This is a genomic window from Alkalicoccobacillus gibsonii (genome assembly GCF_016798245.1).
GTDB lineage: Bacteria > Bacillota > Bacilli > Bacillales > Bacillaceae_D > Alkalicoccobacillus > Alkalicoccobacillus gibsonii.
In genome coordinates, this window is the sequence record NZ_JAEUZA010000002.1 from 1 (window position 1) to 24,108 (window position 24,108).

Genomic DNA, 24,108 nt, shown 5'->3' on the forward strand with positions numbered 1-24,108 from the left:
CATGTATTAGGCACGCCGCCAGCGTTCGTCCTGAGCCAGGATCAAACTCTCCATAAAAGTGGTGAGTTGATTGCTCAACTGCTGGCGTTGATGTCTCCATCAACTTTCCAATTGCGTAGCATAAGCTACGACTTTTTTATACTTATGAGATATCTTGTATCTCTTCGTACGCTTGGCTTTTGTTCAGTTTTCAAAGAACTTAGTGTCGCGTTGGCGACTTAATTAATATACCATTTCCATTCAGATAAGTCAATTACTTTTTAAAATTAATTGTTATCCGAAAAGTGTTTACGTCGTTTAAGACAAGAACTAGTATAGCACACGTTACAGAAATTAGACAAGCATTTTTTTGTTTATTTTTAAAAGATCTTCGATGTGCAGATGTGGTGCCTGTTGAAGGTTCATAATCTCATTTGAGTCTGTCAGTTTAATCATCGGTCTGGTTAGATCCTGAGGATTAATAAAGACAATCTCACCAGTCTCTCCTGAGCTCAAACGCACAGTTGCTCCATTTGAGTGCTGAAGTAGTAATTCTGTTAACGTAAGAACAATTGACACATTAAGTAACCCAAAACGTTGTCTCCGCATTTCTTCTAATATGAAGAAGATTGAATGCTTGGCTCTATATTCTCTTTCAGAAGACATTGCATGATAAACATCAGCTATCGCAATAATTTCGCTATAGGGATGTATTTTAGATTGATTACTACCAAAGGGATAACCCTCTCCATCTAAACGTTCATGATGCTGCAAGACAGCTAGCTTTACTGCATCGTTTAAGCTCGCTACCGCTTTAATCATATGATAGCTATGAACTGGATGTTGTTTGATCTCATTATATTCTGCTGCTGTTAGAGGGCCACTTTTATCAAGTAAGGTAGGAGAAACTTTGGCCATCCCTATATCAGCTAGTACTCCAGCTAAACCGATTTGAATCCAATCTTTTGCTTCATAATTCAATTTATGAGCGAGTGATGCGGAAAACAAACCAACAGATATCGCATGATGATAACGGTAATCCTTTGGATGATTATATTCATGGAGAGCTAATAAATAAACAGGTGCACCGATCACATCTTCAAATAAAGGAACAATCATATTTCGTATATCATGAATAGCTACAGGCATACCTGCTTGCCATGACTCAAATTGCCTTTTAAATGTTTGAACGGCTTCATTATAGCGATAAAAAAAGGACTGATCTGTGTGGCGCGCTTCTTCTGCGACCTCTTCAGAATCGAAAGTCTCAACTAGATCTGCTTCATTCATAGAATCAATCTCTACTTCTTTAATAGAAAAAGCACGAAGAAATGTTAAATGGTCTTCCTTAAGTACTGTACGGCTTTTAATTAAAGGTGTAGTCGCTAAACTATAAACGTCCTTTTTTAAAACATATCCTTCTCTTAATGAACGCACTGGAACGATCATATACCTTCTCCCCTAACTAATAATATTACTTTCGAACTAGATCTATTATCCTTTATTATATCGGACTTTCTGAAATTGGGAAATATGAATCTTATGTAACACCAACCATTTATAGAAAATACAAAAAAACTGTCGACCTCCCTCAATGAAGGGATAGATCGACAGTTCTTTTTATTCTTCTGTGTCTTGGTCTTCTTGTATCTGCTCTATTGCTTCTTTTGCTGCTTCTTCTTCAAGAAGCTCTTCTACCTCATCGTCTTCAATGTCCACACGCGCAACTGTTGCTACTTCTTCGCCTTCATCTACACGAATCAGTTTAACCCCTTGAGTGTTACGACCCGTTTGCGAAATTGGTTCGACTTGAGTACGAATAATGACGCCACTTGCTGTGATGATCATAATATCACTTTCTAAGGAAACAACTTTTAATGAAACTAGCGCACCTGTTTTATCTGTGATATTTGACGTTTTGATTCCTTTTCCGCCACGATTTTGAATACGGTACTCTTCCATCGGCGTACGTTTACCGTAACCTTTTTCAGATACAATCAATACGTCCTGATCAGAATGAACAACATCCATTCCAACCACATGATCTTCCTCTGAGAGGGTAATTCCCTTTACTCCACCAGCGGTACGACCCATCAGTCTTACATCCTCTTCGTGGAAACGGATGGCCATACCTTGGCGCGTACCGATTATAATCTCTTCATCTCCACCAGTTAGTCTAACACCGTGTAATTCATCTTCACCACGTAGATTAATGGCAAACAAGCCGCCTTTTCTAATGTTAGCAAAGGCTGATAGCTGCGTTCGCTTCGCAATTCCTTCTTTTGTTAAGAAGAATAGGTACGAATCATCGTTAAACTCTTCAATCGGAATCACCGTACTAATGTATTCACCTTGTTCAATCTGAAGAAGGTTGATAATCGGTATTCCTTTAGCCGTGCGGCCGAGTTCAGGGATTTCATAGCCTTTTAGACGATAAACCTTCCCTTTGTTCGTGAAAAAGAGAATGGTATGGTGTGTGTTTGTCGTAAAGAGATGTGAGACAAAATCATTATCATTTGTCCCCATCGCTTGAATTCCTTTACCACCACGTTTTTGACTCTTATATGTGGAAATCGGTAGACGTTTGATATACCCATTGTGACTTAATGTAATAATTACATTTTGTCGCTCTATTAGATCTTCGTCTTCTAAATGATCTTCACTCATCGAAATGACTGTACGACGCTCATCGTTATAGCGCTCTTTCACTGCAGTCAGTTCCTCACGAATGATTTCAAGTACCTTTTCTTCATTAGCAAGGATCTCTTTTAGCTCTGCAATTCGCTGCTGCAACTCATTGTATTCGCCTTCGATCTTATCACGTTCGAGTCCTGTCAGACGTTGCAAACGCATATCTAGTATCGCTTGTGATTGATCATAGCTGAGATCAAAGCGCTCCATTAAACCATTTCTAGCAATTTCCGTTGTTTGTGATGCACGGATTAGGCTAATCACTTCATCCAAATGATCTAACGCAATACGTAAGCCTTCTAAAATATGTGCTCGAGCTTCCGCTTTCTTAAGTTCAAATGCAGTACGTCTGCGCGTCACGACAATTTGATGATCCAAGTATTCTTCTAAGCATTCTTTTAAGTTAAGAACCTTTGGACGTCCTCCAACCAATGCTAGCAGGTTAATACCAAAGCTTGATTGAAGAGCCGTTTGCTTGTGCAAATTGTTCAACAAGACATTGGCATTAGCATCTCTACGCACTTCAATCACGATACGCATACCAGTACGATCTGATTCATCACGCAGATCCGTAATACCCTCAATCTTCTTATCACGTACAAGCTCTGCAATCTTTTCGATTAGTCGGGCTTTGTTGACTTGATACGGAAGTTCCGTAACAATAATGCGTTGTTTTCCATTGTTCTCTTCAATCTCTGTTTTTGCACGTAACGTAATCGATCCGCGGCCCGTTTGATAGGCACGACGAATACCTGAACGTCCTAAGATTTCAGCACCGGTAGGAAAATCTGGACCCGGAATGTATTCCATCAGTTCTGGAATATCAATTTCGCGGTTTTCTGATAGAGCAAGAACTCCGTCAATGACCTCACCTAACTGATGTGGCGGAATGTTTGTAGCCATTCCTACAGCAATTCCTGAGGCTCCGTTAACTAATAGATTCGGGAACCTGGCAGGCATCACAACTGGTTCTTGCTCTGATCCGTCATAGTTATCTTGGAAATCGATTGTGTCTTTATTGATGTCTCGGACAAGCTCCATTGAAATCTTTGACATCTTTGCTTCTGTATAACGCATGGCAGCTGCTGAATCACCATCAACCGAACCAAAGTTTCCATGCCCATCAACAAGCATATAACGATAGCTAAAATCCTGAGCCATACGTACCATGGTTTCATATACAGCTGAATCACCATGAGGGTGATACTTACCAATAACATCTCCAACGATACGGGCTGATTTTTTGTACGCTTTGTCCGGAGTCATGCCTAAATCGTTCATCGCATATAAGATCCGGCGATGAACTGGCTTTAGACCATCTCTTGCATCAGGAAGTGCCCGGCTGACAATTACACTCATTGCATAATCCATAAAGGATGTTTGCATTTCCTGGCCTATATTTATTTCAGTAATGTTTGAACGATTCTCCTCAGCCATTTGTTACCCCTCCATCAGAGCTGTTGCATTTTTCTACCCGTTTACACATCAAGATTTTTTACGTATTGGGCATTTTCCTGTATAAAATCACGTCTTGGTTCGACTCGGTCACCCATTAACACATCAAAAATCTCATCAGCTTTAATTGCATCTGCAAGAGTAACTTGCATCATGCTGCGTGTGTCAGGGTTCATCGTTGTATCCCACAACTGCTCCGGATTCATCTCACCAAGACCCTTATAGCGTTGAATTCCAACTTTAGAACGATCTGACATGGTTTTGAGTAGTTCATCTAGCTCGCGGTCGTTGTACGTGTACGTAACCTGTTTACCTTGTGAAACCTTATATAACGGTGGTTGAGCAATATATACGTAACCATGTTCAATAACTGGACGCATATAACGATATAAAAAAGTTAGAAGTAGTGTACGAATGTGCGCACCATCTACATCGGCATCCGTCATTAGGATTAATTTGTGATAACGGGCTTTTGTAATATCGAACTCGTCACCAATCCCTGTTCCCAGTGCAGTAATGATGGTTCTGATTTCATTATTTGCTAGAATTTTATCTAAACGTGCTTTCTCAACGTTTATAATTTTTCCGCGTAGTGGCAAGATCGCCTGGAAATGACGGCTTCGACCTTGTTTTGCAGAACCACCCGCAGAGTCACCCTCAACGATATACAATTCACTAATTGTTGCGTCCTTTGATGCACAGTCAGCTAGTTTCCCAGGTAGGGAGCTTACTTCAAGCGCACTTTTACGACGTGTTAGTTCTCTTGCTTTTTTTGCTGCTTCTCTTGCTCTTGATGCCATTAAGCCTTTTTCAACCACTTTACGAGCAACTTGAGGATTTTCAATCATAAATCTGGCAAAATGCTCACTAAATAATGAATCCGTAATTGTACGTGCTTCACTATTACCAAGCTTTGTTTTTGTTTGTCCTTCAAATTGTGGATCCGGAATTTTAACAGAGACAATCGCTGTTAAGCCTTCACGAACGTCTTCACCTGTTAGGTTTGGATCACTTTCTTTGAAAAGACTGTTCTTACGTGCGTAGTCATTAATTACACGTGTAAGACCTGTTTTGAAGCCTGATTCGTGTGTTCCACCCTCATGTGTATTAATGTTATTAGCAAATGAATAGATGTTACTTACAAAGCCATCGTTATATTGAACAGCGACTTCAACAGTCAGTCCGTCTTTTTCACTTTCAATATGAATCGGCTCAGGATGAAGTACTTCTTTTGTACGGTTTAAATGCTCAACAAAGGACCCAATTCCACCCTCGTAATAGTAGGTAGATTGTTGTTCTTTTTCAGCTCGTACATCATTAATATGAATGGTTAATCCTTTATTCAGGAAAGCAAGCTCACGTAAGCGAGAAGCTAATGTATCAAAATCATATACTTGCGTTTCTTTGAAAATCTCAGCATCGGGCTTAAAGCGAATCACCGTACCTGTTTTATCTGTTTCACCAGTAACGGTTAAATCAGAGACTGGTACTCCACGCTCATACTTTTGATAATGAATGCTTCCACCTAGGTGAACATTCACTTCTAGATAAGTGGATAACGCATTAACAACAGAGGCTCCAACCCCGTGAAGTCCCCCGGACACCTTGTATCCGCCGCCACCGAACTTACCTCCGGCGTGAAGAACCGTCATGATTACTTCTACAGCTGGACGTCCCATTTTCTCTTGAATCCCTACTGGAATTCCACGCCCATTATCTTCAACGGTGATACTATTGTCTTCTTCAATCGTCACGGTGATCGTGTCACAGTATCCAGCCATTGCCTCATCAATACTGTTATCGACAATCTCCCAGACTAAGTGATGGAGACCACGTACACTCGTTGATCCAATATACATACCAGGTCGTTTACGAACAGCTTCTAGACCCTCGAGTACCTGTATCTGGCTTTCATCATACGATTGTTCCATTTGTTGTTCATTACTCACTTGCTTCACCTTCATTCCCAATGATCTTAAACTTTTTTATATCAGCTAAGTGGTTTACACTACTTCTTCTTTGAAACCTTGATCTGTTTGTGCTCGTCTATTTAACGTGATTGATGATACTGGAGAGTAATAGATAATATGATCTGTAATAATGACAGATTTCACGAGATCCGGTGTAATTGTCACCGACTCTTTTGCGCCAGCTAATGTGATAAAGGGATTCTTCTGCTCTGGCGCTTCGCTGTCTTCATATTGTAGGATGGCGATGATCTCAGTAGCCCGAATCATGACATCTCCACCTAAATGAATAAACATCACTTCACCTCACTGCTGCCTCTATTAGGCCTTACGTGTTTGGCCGCTTTTGGATATGGCCTGATTTCACTTCAAAAACTTCGGCATTCTCCAGGGCATCTTGATGAACACCCGCAAGTCCAGTGGTTGTCACAAATGTCTGTACTTTTTGTTGAATCGTTTCTAGTAGATGAGATTGCCGATAATCATCTAGCTCTGAAAGTACATCATCGAGTAACAGTACTGGGTATTCTCCTACCTCTTCTTTGATGAGCTCAATCTCAGCAAGCTTAAGAGCGAGAGCGGTTGTTCGTTGTTGTCCTTGTGAACCGAAGCTTTGCACATCTTTTTCATTTACTAGAAATCCAATATCTTCACGATGAGGTCCAAATAAGGTTGTTCCTCGCATCTGTTCTTTTTCTTTTTTCTGTTGATATACCGTATATAGTTTTTCTTTTAGGTTCGACAAGTTTATGTCTTCTGATACCTCTATCGTGGAAAGATATGTTAGCTTTAGTTGTTCAGTACCTCGGGAAATATCGTAATGGATTGATTCAGCCCATTTTTGGAGCTTTTTTAGAAATTCTGCACGGCGTTTAATGAGTTCTGCAGCCGTATCAATCAACTGATCTGTTAAAATATCAAGCATGTCAGGAGCGGGTTTCCTGTGCCAATCTCTTAAAAGAGAATTACGTTGCACAAGGATCTTTTGATAACGACTGCTGTGATGAAGGTAGACAGGACTAATTTGACCAAGCTCCATGTCCATAAAGCGTCTGCGTCCTTGAGGACTACCTTTTACAAGATGGAGATCCTCAGGAGCGAACATAACGACATTAAGAGCCCCGACGTACTCACTGAGGCGTCGTTGCTCCAACCCGTTAAGCTTTACTTTTTTTCCTTTGTCCGAGATACGTAGATCAAGGGTTAGCTTGTTATGACGAGTTTGGGCTTCGCCATAAATCCCCGCGTATTCCTCGCTCCAGTTAATTAACTCTTTATCTTTAGAGGTGCGGTGTGACTTTGCCATAGCTAAGACATAGATCGCTTCTAAGACATTTGTTTTCCCTTGAGCGTTATCGCCAATAAACACATGTACTTGTTTAGTAAATTCAAGCTCTGCCTTTGCATAGTTTCGATAGTTGATCAGGGATAGCTTATTGACCCTCATCTTCCTTCTCCTCAGACCATGCAACTTCGATCGATGTGCCATCATGAAGCCGGATCACGTCACCCGCACGTAATTTCTTGCCTCGTCTGTTCTCGGGTTCTCCATTCACAATCACTTCATATTCACTTAAATACCATTTCGCCATCCCACCAGTATCAATTGCCCCAGATTCCTTTAGCAATTGTCCTAACGTGATATAAGGCGTTGAGATTTTTAGCACGTCCATCTTGTACCTCTTTTCCTCCCTTTTTTAAGGGTCATAAGAAAGGGAAGACAGCAAGTCATGGAGAGCTGCTGTCTTCTTGTTCCGTTCAATTTGCATACATTCTCTATTGTCTATTGTACTAGACCAGCGTCTTCTAGCCAAGTCCAATCTTAAAAGAAAGCCACTTAGACCTAGTAAGTACGCACTGGTGAGAATAGGTGGAGATAATGTTCATGATCCGTTGGTCTAATCACAAACGCACTCATTGCTCCTGTGAACATAATATTTACTTTTTCACTGTCGATTACTTTTAATGCATCAATGACAATCTTCCCGTTAAAAGAAATTCGCATCTCTTCTCCCTCTTGCTCCGTGGTAGAAAGATCCTCAGTTACTTTTCCAATCTCCGGCGATACAGATGTAATTTCAATCTGCTGATCATCTAACGTCTTAAGTGTGACGACGTTATTCTTTCCATCGGAAAGTAATAGCGCCCGCTCAAGTGTTTGCAGCAGAGACTTAGTCTGCACAGAGAATGACGTTTTTGATTGCGTCGGGATCATACTGCTTGTCACAGGATATTTTCCGTCAAGCAATCTAGAGAAGAACAACGTATGACCTAACTTAAAGAGAATTTGGTTCTCGGTCACGACTACCTCTATTAACGTATCATTCTCTTCTAAGATCCGGCTTAGCTCCGTTAAACTCTTTCCTGGAATCACCACATTCTCGAACGACAGCTCCTGATCATTTCGTTCCACCGATGATTTTCTCATGGCTAAACGTCTACTGTCTGTTGCAGTACAGATTAACTCACCGTTTTCGATTTCTAGGTTTACACCTGTCAACACTGGGCGTGTTTCCTGAGTGGACACCGCGAATACCGTTTGGCGGATGATGTTTTTTAGCATGTCCTGTGGTAATCGGAACACACGATCTTCTTCAAGCTGAGGAAGTCTAGGATATTCCTCTGGATCTAATCCGTTTAAGGTGAAAACAGATGAACCTGATTTGATTGTTGCGCTTAGTTGGTCTTGAACAATAATTTCAATTTGTTCGCCTGGCAGCTTTTTTACGATCTCTGCAAAGAAACGCGCCTGTAATACGATGCTTCCCTCTTGTTTGATTTCAACGAGATGACGATCTTCTTCCTCGGTGGGGATAAAGGTTTCAATCGAGATATCAGAGTCACTACCAGTAAGAGTGATTCCTTCGTTTGTAGCAACTAGTTTCATTCCAGTAAGAATTGGAATCGTCGTTCTAGATGAAACGGCCTTCGCTACGTTTTGAACATCGTGAACAAAACGATTTCTTTCGATAACAAAATGCATGACAAATAGCTCCTTTAAATCATTATTTATGTTTTAAAAACTCGTAATAATAGTAATAGGGACTGTGAATTTGTGGATAAGTGCGCTTTCTCTAGCTGGCACAAGTTATGCACATGTGGGTAAGCTGTGTATAGCGCTGACTACTTTACCCACATGTGCACATTCATGAGCCGCGAAGCTGTTCTGTAATGGCTTGGACCTTTTGCTGTAAATCCTCATCCGTGCCAAGTAACTTGGAGATTTTTTCGTGTGCGTGTATGACGGTTGTGTGATCGCGTCCTCCAAATTCACTTCCTATCTTAGGTAAGGATGAATCTGTTAATTCCCGAGAGAGATACATCGCAATTTGGCGAGGGAACGCAACGGACTTTGTTCGTTTTTTAGCTTTAAAATCATCAAGCTTTACTTGATAGTAGTCACCTACAAGCTTTTGAATATCTGCAATCGTCAGCATTTTAGGCTTTGAGTTTGGAATAATATCTTTTAATGCTTCAGCTGCGAGATCCGCGTTCATATCTTTATTAATAAGAGATGAGTACGCAACAACACGGATCAGCGCACCTTCTAGTTCACGTATATTAGTATCAATTTGATTTGCAATATAAAGCATCACTTCATTCGGTATATCTAAATTCTCTGCTTTCGCCTTTTTTCTTAAAATGGCAATCCTTGTTTCAAGATCAGGCGGAGTAATGTCTGTAATTAGCCCCCACTCAAACCTAGAACGGAGTCGATCCTCAAGAGTAGGAATCTCCTTAGGTGGACGGTCACTTGAGATGACAATCTGTTTTGATTCTTCGTGTAACGCGTTAAATGTATGGAAAAATTCTTCCTGCGTTTGTTCTTTTCCCGCTAGGAATTGAATATCATCGATTAATAGAACATCTACATTTCGATATTTATTGCGGAAATTTACGGCTTTGTTATCTCGAATCGAGTTAATAAACTCATTTGTAAATTTCTCAGATGATAGATACACCACTTTTGCTTTTGGGTTATGTTCCATTACATAATGACCAATTGCGTGCATTAAGTGGGTTTTACCAAGTCCAACTCCACCATAGATAAATAAAGGGTTATAAGCCTTTGCTGGTGCCTCAGCTACTGCAAGGGATGCGGCGTGAGCGAATCGATTCCCAGAACCAATGACAAAGGTGTTAAACGTATATTTTCCGTTAAGCATGGTGCGAGTCGATATATCATCGGTTGCATCTGCTTGAGGAATTTTTTTTGGTGGTTGCTCTACCAATAGATCGTCCTCGTTTTCATTTTGAGGAATGACGAATTTTGGCGTGAGTCGTGATCCCGTTAAATGCTCAATCGTATCCGAAGTTAATCCCGCATAATGATCCTCTAACCAATCACGAGCAAATTCATTCGGAGCGGTAACTGTAATCACATCATTTTGTATAGCCGTTGCTTTCGTGGATTTTAACCACGTTTCAAAGCTTGGTTTGCTCACCTTTGTCTCCATTTCAGAGAGGACCCGTTCCCATAGGTCGTGAATGTTCTCCAAGATTAAACCTCCTTTTTCCCTAGTGTTACAAGTAGTGTAGACACAGAAAAGACCTATACGGCCTTTTAATTGTTTGCTTGTATAGGTTTTGTACAACACTTATGTTAACGATGAATAAATATTCATCAACGAATAAATTGTGGAAAGATAATAGTATAGTAGAAAAACGTAAAAAAAGAAATAGTAAACATCCCTGTGGACAAAACAATTCATAGAAAAATATCCTGTCCACAAAGTTACCCACAGGCTGTGGACAATATAAACGGGTGGATAAGCTGTCCACGAGTAAAAACAATATAATCATAGCAAAATAATCCCTTTGTCGCAATGGTTTGTTGTATTTATCCACACAGCACACGATGTTGTGTTTTATTTTTGTCCACAACACAAGATATGTGAGTAAGCTGTCGATGAGTCGTAGGATAAGTCGAAACCTGTCTATTATAGTTTTCCACAGATGAGGTTCAAAAAGAGGGAGAAGAGGAAGAAAAGATGTTTTCTAAATTCGCCTTGACAATTGATGTTCTTTTTCTTTATAATTTACAAGACTGTCTTACAGCCAGAATTTTTTAATGAGCAATCCGCAGGGGGTGTAATAAATGGGTAAACCAACCTTTCAGCCAAACAACCGTAAGCGTAAAAAGAAGCATGGTTTTCGTGCAAGAATGAGCACTAAGAACGGTCGTAAAGTTCTAGCTCGTCGTCGTCAAAAAGGAAGAAAAGTATTGTCCGCATAAAACCACTGATAAGCCAGTGATAAGCAACTTCAGATTATTGGACTTGCTTTGCGCAAGCTGGATCCTTTTTATATAAGAAGGGCTTATGAGCGAATCGCGGCAAGTATCGACATCTGAGACCACTGGCAGACAGTGGTCTTTTTTGCTTCAAAGAGAAGATAAGGGGCGGGAATATGAGAAAAGAACAGCGGATCAAAAAGAATGAGGAATTTTCGGCTGTATTTAATCATGGTCGTTCCGTAGCGAACCGTCAGTTTGTTCTTTATGTGCTACAAAAAGAAGAACAAGAGCAATTCCGTTTAGGATTATCTGTGAGCAAGAAGGTTGGGAATGCTGTTGTGCGTAATCGCATTAAGCGGTTAATTCGTACCGTTTTTCAAGAAAAGCAGGAAATTCTACTGCCTCATTGCGATTATGTGGTGATAGCAAGAAAACCTACAGCTACTATGGACTATTATGAGTTTCATGCAAGCCTAGCACATGTAATGAAAAAAGCAGGTGTCAGCAGAAGAAGCTCCGAGCATGCATCAAAGAAAGATTAAGTTGTGCAGAGGGTGTGAAAGAGTGAAGAATAAGTTTGGGTTATTCATTGTTTCATTTGGTCTGCTATTTCTTCTAACCGGATGTTTCAGTGTAAATGAACCGATTACTAGTAATAGTGAGGGAATTTGGAATAGCTTCTTTGTGTATCCGGTTTCCTGGCTCATTATTCGATTTGCTGATTTCTTTAACAGTTACGGAATCGCAATTATTGCCTTAACCGTGCTTATTCGTTTGGTGATTATGCCACTAATGATTAAGCAAACAAAAAGTATGAAGGCTATGCAATTATTACAGCCTGAGATGCAGCGTTTGCGCGAGAAACATAGCGCAAAAGATCAGGTAACTCAACAGAAGCTACAAAAAGAATTAATGGGTCTTTATCAAGAAAAAGGCGTGAATCCGTTTGCTGGATGTTTGCCACTTGTCATTCAGATGCCAATCTTATTGGCGCTTTACCACGCAATTATGAGAACAACCGAGATTAAAGGCAATACATTCTTATGGTTTACGTTAGATGTACCTGATCCAATCTTTCTTTTACCAATTATCGCGGGTGGGGCTACATTCATTCAACAGAAAATGATGATGGTTCAAAATAACCCGCAGATGAAAATCTTGCTTTACCTCATGCCAATTATGATTACGGTATTTGGGTTCTTCCTACCATCAGCCGTTATTCTTTACTGGGTTGTTGGTAACGTATTTATGATTGCTCAAACGTACTTTATTACGGGCCCGAACGTAGAACAACGGAAGGCTGCGAAAGCGGGCGTTGGAGGGAAATCAGATGTCAAAGCACCTCAATCTCAGTCAAAACCAAAGCCAAAGCCTAAAGCTAAAAATAAGGGTAACAGGAAGAAGCGTAGATGAAGCCATTGAAGAGGCGCTCAAAGAGCTGGATGTTCCAAAAGAGCGTCTGTCCTATGAAGTTCTAGAAGAACCTCGAAAAGGATTTCTAGGATTCGGAGCCAAAAAAGCGCTTCTTGAAGCAGTTGCTATTCCTGATCCTATTGAAGTTGCGCATTCTTTTTTGACGAAAACGGTTAGTGAAATGGGAATTGATGCGTCAATTGAGCAAAAGAATACGAGTGAAGGTTGTCTCCTTTCTATTCAATGTGCAGAGGAACGAGATGCTGCCAGATTGATTGGGAAACGTGGACAAACGTTAGATTCTCTAGAGTATCTAGTCGAACTAGCGGCAAACCGAAACAAAGTAAAGTATCAAGCATTTCAGGTTGATGTTGGTGACTATCGATCAAAGAGATACGAGCTTTTACGTGAGCTTGCTCACCGCGTGGCGAGCAAAGCAGCTAATCAAGAGGAAGGGATTCCACTTGAGCCGATGAACGCACGTGACCGAAAAATTGTGCACCAGATTTTATATAAGAAAAAAGGTGTCACAACGGTTTCAAAAGGAAAAGGTACCAACCGACACGTAATTGTCAAAAAGTCGAATGACTAAGCGATCGTAACGATAAACACACAAAGATTAGTGGGTAAGATCATCGATGGATGGTTTTATCCACTATTTTTGTTCAGGAATGTTGTGAGAGGTGAAAGAAAGCTCCTAAAGCCTCAGGAATTTAGAATCCGTATAAAAAGTGGCTATATGTATTGCGCATTTCAAATAAATAACATAATATCTTTATAATATTTTTCCGTAAATACTAGCATAGAGAGAAATAGTATTTCATGATTCGCATAATAAATGTTTAGAGAGATAGAAAGGAAGGTTAACTTGAGAATATTTAGGGTGCTTTTCTACTATGCAGTTCTGTTTCTAATCGCGTTAGCAATCACTGGGTGCAGTTCAGGGGACAAAGAAGTAAGTAAAGAAGACACATCTGTAGTAGGTTCAGAAGTGGACGAAGCTTCTTCAGATAAAGATCAGGGAGATAAAGAGGATAAAGACAAGGAACAATTAGAGTCAGATGAACCGAACGATTCAGATCAAGATGAAGTACGTGATCATACATCAAGCAGTTCAAAAGACGATCAGTTAGATGATGAGGTATCACAAGATGACGGAGTAGATTTATCAGCCTATTCTTCAGAGGAAATTGAATATGCGAGAGTTTGGCAACAACTAGGTCCAAACCAAGAAATTGATTCACTATACGTAGCGAAAATTTCTGCAGGTACTTCGATTAATCCCAACCACGAGGATGCTAGTGCAAAATATCCTGAAGACGTGATCATGCTGCAGGGGACCCGAGTGGTAGATGGAGCTGTCACGTATAGTGGAAATGGAGACGGTACGATTAATGTGTACAAGGTGCCCGCTCGTTGGGATGATAAGCTTGGTGCAAAAGTGGATAAGGTTGAAATCAAAGAATCTACTGAAATGATTGCCAAAGATACAAAGAAAGTCTCGATCAAACCATTTTCAAATGATGAAATCGTAGAGCTTATCAAAAAAATTAAATTGAATGAATAAAAAGCGGACAATCATTTACTTGGATCTTGGATTGTCTGTTCTTCGTCTTTACTCAAAAAAGAAGTCGAAAAGTAGAATAAGAACGAAGAATTACCCTCATATTCCCACTAATGAGGGCTTGCTGGTTCGTAGCTTTTCAGCTAGGTCTGTGCTATTCTATTACATTAGAAGCGGACTGATAAGGTAACGTATGAACAAATAGATTACATGAAAACAAAGTAGGAGGTGACGACGATGATAACAGAATTTGACACCATTGCAGCGATTTCAACGGCTCAAGGAGAAGGAGCGATTGGAATTGTAAGACTAAGCGGTGACGAAGCGATTTCCATTGCGTCTCATTTATATGAAGGAAAAAATCCACTTCAGGACGTAGCGTCTCATTCCATTGTCTACGGTCACATTACGGACGGTACAAGCAAGGTAGAAGAAGCGATGATTAGCGTGATGCGGGCTCCTCGTACATTTACAAGGGAGGATGTCGTTGAAATCAACTGTCATGGTGGGTTAGTATCTGTTAACCGAGTTCTTCAGCTTGCGCTAAAACATGGAGCGAGGCTGGCGGAACCTGGAGAATTCACGAAACGAGCCTTTTTAAATGGACGAATTGACTTATCTCAAGCAGAAGGTGTTATGGACTTAATCCGTGCAAAAACGGATCGAGCAATGAATGTGGCACTCGGACAGCTTGAAGGGCGTTTATCGGGTAAGATTAAACAGCTACGCCAAGAGCTTCTCGAAACGGTCGCTCAAGTAGAAGTGAACATCGACTACCCTGAATATGATGCAGAAGCAATGACTCATGACATTATGGTTGAAAAAGTAGGGTTTGTGATCGAAGAAGTGGATAAGCTGTTAAGAACAGCTGGACAAGGGAAGATTCTTCGAGAAGGGCTTGCAACTGCTATCATCGGTAGGCCGAATGTCGGGAAGTCATCTCTTATGAACAGCCTCGTTCATGAAAATAAAGCCATTGTGACAGACATTCCGGGTACAACGCGTGATACACTTGAAGAGTACGTGAATGTCCGTGGAGTTCCATTACGATTAGTCGATACGGCAGGAATTCGTGAGACGGAAGACATTGTTGAACGATTAGGTGTGGAACGGTCGCGTAAGGCTCTACGCGAGGCAGATTTAATATTACTTGTGGTCAACCATGGGGAAGAGCTTTCACCTGAGGACGAAGCCTTGTTTGAAGCGACTGCAGATATGAATGCAGTTGTGATTGTCAATAAGGTAGATGTACCTCTTGCCATTAATTTGGAGAGAGTGAACGAGCTTGCAGCCGGACGTCCTGTTGTGACCACTGCATTTATAGAAGATAAAGGATTGGAAGACTTAGAAGAAGCCATTGCAGCTCTGTTTTTTGAAGGAGCCATTGAAGGTGAAGATGCAACGTATGTATCAAACACCAGACATATCGCTTTACTCGAACAGGCGAAGCAGACGGCGCAGGATGCTCTTGAAGCAACTGATATAGGAATGCCAATTGATTTGATTCAAATTGATGTAACAAGAACGTGGGAGCTGCTTGGCGAGATTATTGGTGACAGTGTGCAGGATAGTCTGATCGATCAGTTATTCTCACAGTTCTGTTTAGGAAAATAACAACCTCATTTCATGTAAATGAGAGTAAAAATAGAAAGAAGGATGAACGATGAGCTATCAAGGTGGAGAATTTGATGTCATTGTGATTGGGGCAGGTCATGCAGGAGTAGAAGCAGGACTTGCTTCTGCACGCATGGGTGCAAACACACTTATGCTGACACTGAACCTCGATGCCGTTGCGTTTATGCCGTGTAATCCATCCGTTGGAGGACCGGCAAAAGGGATTGTCGTACGAGAACTTGATGCATTAGGCGGCGAGATGGCCCGTAACATTGACAAGACGCATATCCAAATGAGAATGCTGAACACAGGGAAAGGACCAGCTGTGCGTGCACTGCGTGCGCAGGCTGACAAATTCCTATATCAGCATGAAATGAAGAAAACAATTGAAGAACAAGAGAATCTTCTCCTTCGCCAAGGAATGGTGGAGAAGCTGATTGTTGAGGATGGAATCTGTAAAGGTGTCATCACTAATACAGGTGCAGAGTACCGCAGTAAGTCAGTTATCATCACGACAGGTACGTACTTACGTGGAAAAATCATTCTTGGTGAATTGGCTTATGAGAGTGGTCCAAATAACATGCAGCCATCTGTGCAGCTTTCTTACCACCTGCAGGAGCTTGGCTTTGAGATGGTTCGCTTTAAAACAGGCACACCACCTCGTGTAAATGGAAACACAATTGATTATGATAAGACAGAGATTCAACCTGGTGATGATGTTCCTCGTGCTTTCTCATATGAGACGACGAAGTACATTACGGATCAACTACCGTGCTGGCTCACGTATACGTCTACAGAGACGCATATGATGATTAATCAGAACCTAACGCGTTCGCCAATGTACTCTGGAATGATTGAAGGAACAGGTCCGCGTTATTGCCCATCCATTGAGGATAAGATTGTTCGTTTTAATGATAAGCCGCGTCACCAGATCTTCCTTGAGCCTGAAGGCCGTAATACAACGGAGGTCTACGTACAAGGGCTATCAACAAGCCTTCCAGAAGACGTTCAATTGAATATGTTAAAAACAATCCCTGGACTTGAGAATGTTAAAATGATGAGACCTGGTTATGCCATCGAGTACGATGCCATTGTGCCAACACAGCTATGGCCAACACTTGAAACGAAAAAAGTCGAAGGACTATTTACGGCTGGTCAAATCAACGGAACATCAGGTTATGAGGAAGCAGCAGGGCAAGGAGTAATGGCTGGAATTAATGCTGCTCTTAAAGCTAGAGGAGATGAAGGTTTAATCCTTGATCGCTCACAAGCCTATATTGGCGTATTAATTGATGACCTCGTCACAAAGGGTACAAATGAGCCATATCGTCTCCTGACCTCTAGAGCCGAATTTAGACTCCTTCTACGCCACGACAATGCTGACTTACGTCTAACGGAAATCGGTCATGAAATTGGCTTAATTAAAGAGGATCGATACGCTCGTTTCATGAAGAAGAAAGAGCAGATTGAAGCAGAGAAGAAACGAATTGAAAAAATTATTATCAAACCATCTGCAGATGTGGATAAGGTGCTAGCTGAAGCAGGTTCGTCACCTTTAGCAGAGGCGATGCATGCAGCCGGCTTATTACGCCGTCCTGAGTTAACGTATCAGCATATCGCTTCTATTATTCCGGCAGCTGACACACATATTGCAGAGGATGTAGCGGAGCAGGTTGAGATCCAAGTGAAATATGAGGGATATATTGGTAAACAGCTACAACAGGTTGAACGCTCGAAGAAAATGGAAAACAAAAAGCTTCCAGAAGATCTTGATTACATGGCTATAAACGGATTGGCCACAGAGGCGAAACAAAAGCTAGCTGAGGTACGCCCAATCTCCCTTGGTCAAGCATCTCGTGTATCTGGCGTAAACCCTGCGGATATCTCGATTCTTCTTGTTTATTTAGAACAAGGAAAACTAGCAAAAGTGAAATGATAGAAAGAGGGAACTATGAATAAAAGTGAATTTGTTCTAGCTTTATCAAAAAAAGGAATTGACTTATCTGAGCATCAACAATGGCAGTTTGAACGATATTTTGAACTCCTCGTTGAGTGGAATGAAAAGATGAACTTAACGGCACTAACGTCTGAGTCAGATGTGTACCTTAAACATTTTTATGACTCCATTAGTGCAGGATTTTACTATTCCTTTAATGAGCAAAAATCAATCTTAGATGTGGGAGCAGGAGCAGGTTTTCCGAGCTTACCCATTAAAATTGTGTTTCCAGATATTCACGTAACCATTATTGATTCCTTAAAAAAGCGAATTGGCTTTCTTGAACATTTAGCGTCGGAACTTAAGCTTGAGAATGTCCATTTTCATCATAACCGCGCTGAAATTGCTGGGCAGGATCCGGCATACCGTGCTCGCTTTGATGTCGTAACAGCGCGTGCGGTTGCCAGGTTATCTGTTCTTTCAGAGCTTTGCTTACCTTTTGCCAAAACAGGAGGAGAGTTTTTAGCAATGAAAGGAGCAGGCGCGGAAGAAGAATTGAAGGACGCCAAAAAAGCACTTGATATTTTAGGTGGTGCAGTTGGTGAGACATTCTCGTTTACGTTGCCTGAAGAAGAAAGTGAACGAACCATTTATATACTCCAAAAAACACGATCTACACCAAAGAAATACCCACGCAAGGCAGGCGTTCCTGCTAAGCAGCCTCTCTAAATGTTACAGGCAGTGTTTCACGTGGAACACTGCCAATCTTACATACGTAGTTGATAAGAATAAAACAATATCTTGACGACCTTACGCAGGTTGGATATAAAAGAGTTAGAGATAAAAAGGGATTATAGACCATAGTGTCGAATAGATAGATAGGACATTGAGGTTTATAAACAGAAGGTGGTGTCAGGGCGATGAAGCAGCCGTTTTCACGCCTATTTGGCTTTAGTGACAAACAGGATGAAACAGCAGTGATAAAAGAGAATGAGGAAGTACAACAACTCGATCTAGCAGAAATTGTACCCAATCGTTTTCAGCCACGGACCGTATTTGATGAAGAGAAAATTGAAGAGCTTGCACAAACCATTCGTACACATGGTGTCATTCAACCAATTGTTGTCCGTAAGCGCGACGACAAGTACGAAATCATTGCTGGTGAGCGACGTTGGCGTGCAGTTACACATCTGGGATGGGAGAAGATCCCTGCGCTTGTAAAGGAATTTAATGACTCGCAGACTGCTTCCATTGCACTTATTGAAAATCTTCAACGTGAAGGATTAACAGCAATTGAAGAAGCTGTAGCGTACGCAAAGCTGATTGAGATTCACGGATTAACGCAGGAGAGCTTAGCACAAAGACTTGGAAGAGGTCAGTCAACCATTGCAAATAAGCTAAGGTTGCTTCATCTACCTGATTTTGTACAACAATCCATCTTGGATCGTAAAATATCGGAGAGACATGCTCGTTCCTTACTTGTTTTGAAAGATGCAGAGAAGCAAGAACTCATTTTAAATGAGATCATTGAACATTCACTAAATGTCAAACAAACAGAAGAACGCGTGAAAGCCTTATTGGAGGCAGGTCAAGCTCCCGAGGAAGAGAAGAAAAAGAAGCCAACTCGTAAAGCGTATTCAAAGGATATGAGAATTGCGATGAATACCATTAGGCAGTCCGTAGACATGGTTCTTCAAAGTGGGCTAAATATAGATACAGACGAAGAGGAAAACGACGAATTCTATCAATTTACCATTCGCATCCCTAAGAAGTAATCTATCTTTTGAAAGATAGGTTCTTTTTTTACCCATCTTTTTGAAGAGATTTTTGATCTCACACAACTTTCTAAAATGTTTTCTCTCAAACTATGATAGAATAATAACGACTTATGTTAGTTCTTTTTTGAGGGAAAGTAGGTGGCTAAGTGGCCAAGATTATTTCGATTGCCAATCAAAAAGGAGGCGTGGGTAAAACAACCACAGCCGTGAACTTAAGCGCATGTCTTGCTTTTCTGGGACATCGAGTCCTTTTGGTTGATATAGACCCGCAAGGAAATGCATCAAGTGGAGTAGGGGTAGAAAAAGGAGACGTAGACGAGTGTGTGTACGATCTGCTTGTTGAAGATATAGAAACAAAGTCCGTTATACGTGAAACAACGGTTGAAAACTTATCTGTCATTCCTTCTACTATTCAGCTTTCAGGTGCAGAAATTGAGCTAGTATCAACAATTTCTAGAGAGGTTCGTTTAAAACGAGCGTTATCTGAGGTTGCTGATGAGTATGAGTATATTTTTATTGATTGCCCACCGTCTTTAGGATTGTTAACGATCAATGCGTTAACTGCATCAGACTCGGTTTTAATTCCTGTTCAATGTGAGTATTATGCATTAGAAGGATTAAGCCAGCTATTAAATACGGTTCGTTTAGTACAGAAACATTTAAATACAGATTTAGCTATAGAAGGTGTCTTGCTAACAATGCTTGATGCCCGAACCAATCTTGGTATACAAGTGATTGATGAAGTGAAAAAGTATTTCAGAGAAAAAGTGTTTGATACCATCATTCCTCGTAATGTTCGTCTTGGAGAAGCACCAAGTCACGGGAAACCAATCATTGTCTATGATGCAAAGTCACGTGGAGCTGAGGTTTACGTAGATTTAGCGAAGGAAGTGGTTACAAATGGCTAAAGGTTTAGGGAAGGGTCTTCAGGCATTTTTTCCAGAACACTCTGATGAGAAACAAGAACAAATTGAACAAATTGCTCTTAAGCAAATCCGTCCCAATCCATATCAGCCTCGTAAAACCTTTACGGAGGAAGCAATTAGTGAGCTAGCACATTCCATCCAAACACATGGCTTGCTGCAGCCAATCACTGTCCGTAAGAGTATAAAAGGGTTTGAAATAGTGGTCGGAGAACGTCGTTTCCGAGCGGCTCAGCATGCGAAGCTTGAGACAATTCCAGCGATTGTGAAAGAGTATACGGAAGACGAAATGATGGAATTAGCGTTAATTGAGAACCTTCAGCGTGAGGATTTAAATCCAATTGAAGAAGGTTTTGCTTACCAGAAGCTTATGAGCCATTTAAATGTGACACAGGAGCAACTAGCTAAGCGCCTTGGTAAAAGTAGACCGCATATCGCTAACCATATTCGTTTGCTGCAACTGCCAACTGTGGTTCAAGAGTTTATTCAAGATGGCAAGATCTCGATGGGACATGGTCGTGCGCTACTTGGTTTAAATGATAAGAATAAAATCTCATCATTATTGGAGAAAGTCCTACATGATAAGCTAAGTGTAAGAGAATTGGAGCTTTTAATCCAACAAGTTAATGAACGTGTTTCACGTGAAACAAAGAAAAGAAAGATTAATCTTTCACCTTTTCTTAAAGAGAGACAGGATCTCTTACGTTCAACACTTGGAACATCTGTAGCGATTAAACCTGGTAAGAAAAAAGGGAAAATCGAAATTGATTACTTCTCTGAAGACGACCTTGAAAGAATTCTTCAGATCCTATCCATTGAGGAAACTCAGAAATAATGATCTAAAAATGAAAAAAGGTGAGGTCATCCATTTAAGGTGGCTTCTTTTTTTAATGAAAGGGTCGGTTCTATGCTTTATTTTGATCATGCAGCATCATCATTTCCAAAGCCAGCTCAAGTAGGGGAGGCAATGAAGCAAGCTGTAGATGAGTTTGCGGCGAATCCTGGTCGCGGAGGACATGCCTTGTCACAAAAGGCGGGATCCATTGTAAAACAAGCGAGAAGCGAAATCGCTCAGTTTTTTGAAGCACCTCATGCAAATCATGTCTGGTTTTATCAAAATGCAACGATGGCATTAAATCAAGCGATTCTTGGTTTTCCTTTTAGCTCAGGAGATCATATTATCACAACTGCATATGAGCATAATTCAGTATTACGTCCATTACATAGGCTCCAACAAGAAATGAATGTCCAAGTGACATATCTCACACCGGATGATTCGGAGCTTTTTCAAGTTGAAGATGTTCTTGAACAAATCACTGATCAAACGAAAATGATTGTTATTTCTCACGCATCAAATGTAACCGGTGCAATTTTCCCAGTGAAGGAATTAGGAGAGCAATTAAAGGATCGCTCCATTACGGTAGTTGTTGATGCGTCGCAAACAGCTGGAAAAGTAGATATACAAATGAAGAGAGATCATATTGATTTATTAGCAGTTGCGGGTCACAAAGGGTTACTCGGACCTCAAGGAACGGGGGCACTCATTAGTTACAGTGATTATGACCTAAAGCCACTCATTTTAGGCGGAACCGGAGCGTATTCTGAGCTTGAAACACAGCCACCGAATTGGCCAGAGCGTTACGAATCAGGAACGCTCAATACGCCTGGAATTGCAGGGCTATTAGCTGGCGTTCAAGCAATCAAAGAGCGAGGCATTCAAACGATCCAATCTCACGAAGAAGCACTCATGCAGGTGTTTTTAGAGGGAATGTCCACAATTGAAGCTGTGACATGCTTTGGACCAACTGACCTCCAAAAGCGAGTGGCTGTTATTTCGTTTCACGTGAAACATCTTGCTAGTCATGAACTCGCTATGATCTTAGATAATCATTATCAAATTGCTGTACGAGCAGGATTACATTGCTCACCTAAAACACATCACCAATTACAAACGGCTGATGAAGGATTAGTGAGAGTTAGCTTTGGTCCATACAATACAGTAGAAGAAGTACAAACGTTAATTAATGCAATAAATGACATCGTAGAGGCTTTTATCGAATAAGCAAAATTAAAGAATAGGACGTACTCTTTTATGGTATTAACAGGTACATTAGTAAATGGATTGGCCATTATTGTGGCAGGCTTCATTGGACTCATGGTACAAAACATTCCTGAGAAGATGAAAACAACCGTTCTACAGGCAATTGGACTTGCGATCATCTTATTAGGTTTGCAAATGGGACTCCAAACAGAAGACTTCTTACTAGTCATTGGTTGTTTAGCAGTAGGAGCCGTACTAGGAGAATGGATAGGGATTGATTCCTACTTAAATAAGCTAGGAAAATGGATTGAATCCAAATTAAAGCCAGCTAAATCAGGGGAGTCTGGAAAAGTAGCCCAAGCCTTTGTAACGACCTCACTGATCTATGTCGTAGGAGCGATGGCTGTGCTTGGTTCGATTGATAGTGGGCTTCGAGCAGATCACTCATTGCTTTATACAAAGGCGATGCTAGATGGACTATCTGCTATTATCTTTGCGTCGACCATGGGGTTTGGTGTGTTACTATCGGCAATCCCTGTTATGCTCTATCAAGGGACGATTGCCCTTTTAGCGACATATATCGCAGCATTTGTGCCAGATGTGTTACTCGAGCAGTTTATTTTAGAAATGACCGCAGTAGGTGGAGTGATGGTTGTTGCCATTGGATTAAATATATTAGGACTCACAACCATCCGGGTAGCGAATTTATTACCTGCGTTACCAGTGCTGGCGCTAGTCATTTTGATGCTGTCCTTGTTTTAACATAGAAAGAGGAATGCCCCGTAGCGGTGGCATTCCTCTTTCTATTTATGCAGACTATTGTTTGATATCTGTCGGTTTATATTGAATCATTGCTTGAATGGCAGGTCTTTGAGTGGAAACATGGTGTAGCTGTTGATCAGCCAGATGAATGGACTGGGCAATACTTTCAGCCATAGACATGACAACATGGAGTCTTGTATTTTGAAGAACGTAAAATTCCATAGAGCCACCAACATTCACGATGCCAGTAATATGGATATCTCCAACCTTTGGAAGATTTTTGTGTACAGCTGCTCCTGGATGAAGTGGTCCGTCTTGAATCGTTAGGGATCCCACATTGCTCTCTTGCCCGAGGCACGCGTCGATCGCAATAACAAAGGGGTTAAGATGATTGGCAGCAATCTCCGAAACGCGTTCTGCTAGATTCATTGCATGGGCAGGGTAGGCCAGTGTCCCATAGACATGAAAGTGGTTAAGTGACATTGCTTCAAGCTTTGAGCCAATTAAAGGCCCAAGAGAATCGCCCGTTGAACGATCGGTTCCTACACATAAGATAACAAGATCTCGTTTTTCTACCGCATTGCAATAAGAGACAAGTTTCCGAGCAAATGCATCATGAGAATGAATCTGATCATAAGGAACACGAAACGGCTTTGGTTTCTTTTTATTAAAACGCCATAGGTTTGGACTCATAACTTGTACTCCTTTGCCATAGTAGTAACAGTATAGTAGGTTAAGGCCATTTTTAT

The 24,108-nt window shown here is 41.0% G+C and carries 22 protein-coding genes; 13 read left to right on the forward strand and 9 right to left on the reverse strand.

From position 1 onward, the window contains the following. Nucleotides 1–333 precede the first annotated feature (333 nt). From JNO66_RS06890 to dnaA, 8 genes are all read right to left on the reverse strand, one after another. Nucleotides 334–1,428, reverse strand: a complete 1,095-nt coding sequence (locus tag JNO66_RS06890) for an HD-GYP domain-containing protein (RefSeq protein WP_203087538.1) — start codon at nucleotides 1,426–1,428, stop codon at nucleotides 334–336. A 171-nt stretch (nucleotides 1,429–1,599) separates the two neighbouring features. Then, the gene (gene gyrA / locus JNO66_RS06895) at nucleotides 1,600–4,107 is read right to left on the reverse strand and encodes a DNA gyrase subunit A (protein ID WP_203087539.1); all 2,508 of its coding nucleotides are present in this window, start codon (nucleotides 4,105–4,107) and stop codon (nucleotides 1,600–1,602) included. Nucleotides 4,108–4,148: 41 nt separating this feature from the next. Next, nucleotides 4,149–6,089, reverse strand: coding sequence for a DNA topoisomerase (ATP-hydrolyzing) subunit B (gene gyrB / locus JNO66_RS06900; RefSeq protein ID WP_203087540.1), 1,941 nt, complete (start codon nucleotides 6,087–6,089; stop codon nucleotides 4,149–4,151). A 39-nt stretch (nucleotides 6,090–6,128) separates the two neighbouring features. After that, the gene (gene remB, locus JNO66_RS06905) at nucleotides 6,129–6,389 is read right to left on the reverse strand and encodes an extracellular matrix regulator RemB (protein ID WP_203087541.1); all 261 of its coding nucleotides are present in this window, start codon (nucleotides 6,387–6,389) and stop codon (nucleotides 6,129–6,131) included. A gap of 31 nt (nucleotides 6,390–6,420) precedes the next feature. Further along, complete coding sequence (recF, locus tag JNO66_RS06910) at nucleotides 6,421–7,539, reverse strand: DNA replication/repair protein RecF (protein ID WP_203087542.1); 1,119 nt, start codon at nucleotides 7,537–7,539, stop codon at nucleotides 6,421–6,423. After that, complete coding sequence (gene yaaA / locus JNO66_RS06915; protein ID WP_203087543.1) at nucleotides 7,526–7,765, reverse strand: S4 domain-containing protein YaaA; 240 nt, start codon at nucleotides 7,763–7,765, stop codon at nucleotides 7,526–7,528. Before yaaA ends, recF begins: the two co-directional genes overlap by 14 nt. Nucleotides 7,766–7,935: 170 nt before the next feature. Then, nucleotides 7,936–9,075, reverse strand: coding sequence for a DNA polymerase III subunit beta (dnaN, locus tag JNO66_RS06920; RefSeq protein ID WP_203087544.1), 1,140 nt, complete (start codon nucleotides 9,073–9,075; stop codon nucleotides 7,936–7,938). A 163-nt stretch (nucleotides 9,076–9,238) separates the two neighbouring features. Next, nucleotides 9,239–10,591 carry a chromosomal replication initiator protein DnaA gene (gene dnaA / locus JNO66_RS06925; RefSeq protein WP_203087545.1) on the reverse strand — a complete coding sequence of 451 codons (1,353 nt, stop codon included), beginning with the start codon at nucleotides 10,589–10,591 and terminating at the stop codon, nucleotides 9,239–9,241. A gap of 599 nt (nucleotides 10,592–11,190) precedes the next feature. On the opposite strand from dnaA, the gene rpmH reads away from it, so the two are divergent. The 13 genes from rpmH (at nucleotide 11,191) to JNO66_RS06990 (ending at nucleotide 23,359) form a co-directional block, all read left to right on the forward strand. After that, nucleotides 11,191–11,328, forward strand: coding sequence for a 50S ribosomal protein L34 (rpmH, locus tag JNO66_RS06930; RefSeq protein ID WP_203087546.1), 138 nt, complete (start codon nucleotides 11,191–11,193; stop codon nucleotides 11,326–11,328). Between the two features lie 173 nt (nucleotides 11,329–11,501). Then, the gene (rnpA, locus tag JNO66_RS06935; RefSeq protein WP_203087547.1) at nucleotides 11,502–11,870 is read left to right on the forward strand and encodes a ribonuclease P protein component; all 369 of its coding nucleotides are present in this window, start codon (nucleotides 11,502–11,504) and stop codon (nucleotides 11,868–11,870) included. Between the two features lie 22 nt (nucleotides 11,871–11,892). Further along, nucleotides 11,893–12,741: a YidC family membrane integrase SpoIIIJ gene (gene spoIIIJ / locus JNO66_RS06940; protein WP_273753212.1), complete on the forward strand. Its 849-nt coding sequence runs from the start codon at nucleotides 11,893–11,895 to the stop codon at nucleotides 12,739–12,741. Next, on the forward strand, nucleotides 12,659–13,333 hold the full coding sequence (gene jag / locus JNO66_RS06945) for an RNA-binding cell elongation regulator Jag/EloR (RefSeq protein WP_203087549.1): 675 nt from the start codon (nucleotides 12,659–12,661) through the stop codon (nucleotides 13,331–13,333). The genes spoIIIJ and jag overlap by 83 nt, the downstream gene beginning before the upstream one ends. A gap of 291 nt (nucleotides 13,334–13,624) precedes the next feature. Next, nucleotides 13,625–14,308 (forward strand): hypothetical protein, encoded by a 684-nt coding sequence (locus tag JNO66_RS06950; protein WP_308807431.1) that lies wholly within the window; start codon nucleotides 13,625–13,627, stop codon nucleotides 14,306–14,308. 234 nt (nucleotides 14,309–14,542) lie between these two features. Then, a complete protein-coding gene (gene mnmE, locus JNO66_RS06955; protein WP_203087551.1) occupies nucleotides 14,543–15,919 on the forward strand; it encodes a tRNA uridine-5-carboxymethylaminomethyl(34) synthesis GTPase MnmE in 1,377 nt (458 codons plus the stop codon). Between the two features lie 49 nt (nucleotides 15,920–15,968). Continuing rightward, a complete protein-coding gene (gene mnmG, locus JNO66_RS06960) occupies nucleotides 15,969–17,855 on the forward strand; it encodes a tRNA uridine-5-carboxymethylaminomethyl(34) synthesis enzyme MnmG (protein WP_203087552.1) in 1,887 nt (628 codons plus the stop codon). A 15-nt stretch (nucleotides 17,856–17,870) separates the two neighbouring features. After that, a complete protein-coding gene (gene rsmG, locus JNO66_RS06965; RefSeq protein ID WP_203087553.1) occupies nucleotides 17,871–18,584 on the forward strand; it encodes a 16S rRNA (guanine(527)-N(7))-methyltransferase RsmG in 714 nt (237 codons plus the stop codon). A 191-nt stretch (nucleotides 18,585–18,775) separates the two neighbouring features. Continuing rightward, nucleotides 18,776–19,630 (forward strand): nucleoid occlusion protein, encoded by an 855-nt coding sequence (gene noc / locus JNO66_RS06970; RefSeq protein WP_203087554.1) that lies wholly within the window; start codon nucleotides 18,776–18,778, stop codon nucleotides 19,628–19,630. A 149-nt stretch (nucleotides 19,631–19,779) separates the two neighbouring features. Further along, a complete protein-coding gene (locus tag JNO66_RS06975; protein WP_203087555.1) occupies nucleotides 19,780–20,541 on the forward strand; it encodes a ParA family protein in 762 nt (253 codons plus the stop codon). Then, a complete protein-coding gene (locus JNO66_RS06980) occupies nucleotides 20,534–21,391 on the forward strand; it encodes a ParB/RepB/Spo0J family partition protein (RefSeq protein ID WP_203087556.1) in 858 nt (285 codons plus the stop codon). Before JNO66_RS06975 ends, JNO66_RS06980 begins: the two co-directional genes overlap by 8 nt. A 39-nt stretch (nucleotides 21,392–21,430) precedes the next feature. Then, nucleotides 21,431–22,618 carry an aminotransferase class V-fold PLP-dependent enzyme gene (locus JNO66_RS06985; RefSeq protein WP_308807433.1) on the forward strand — a complete coding sequence of 396 codons (1,188 nt, stop codon included), beginning with the start codon at nucleotides 21,431–21,433 and terminating at the stop codon, nucleotides 22,616–22,618. Nucleotides 22,619–22,648: 30 nt separating this feature from the next. Further along, nucleotides 22,649–23,359, forward strand: a complete 711-nt coding sequence (locus JNO66_RS06990) for a DUF554 domain-containing protein (RefSeq protein WP_203087558.1) — start codon at nucleotides 22,649–22,651, stop codon at nucleotides 23,357–23,359. Between the two features lie 54 nt (nucleotides 23,360–23,413). Here JNO66_RS06990 and yyaC read toward each other — a convergent pair whose 3' ends face one another. Next, nucleotides 23,414–24,052 (reverse strand): spore protease YyaC, encoded by a 639-nt coding sequence (gene yyaC / locus JNO66_RS06995; protein WP_203087559.1) that lies wholly within the window; start codon nucleotides 24,050–24,052, stop codon nucleotides 23,414–23,416. Nucleotides 24,053–24,108 lie beyond the last annotated feature (56 nt).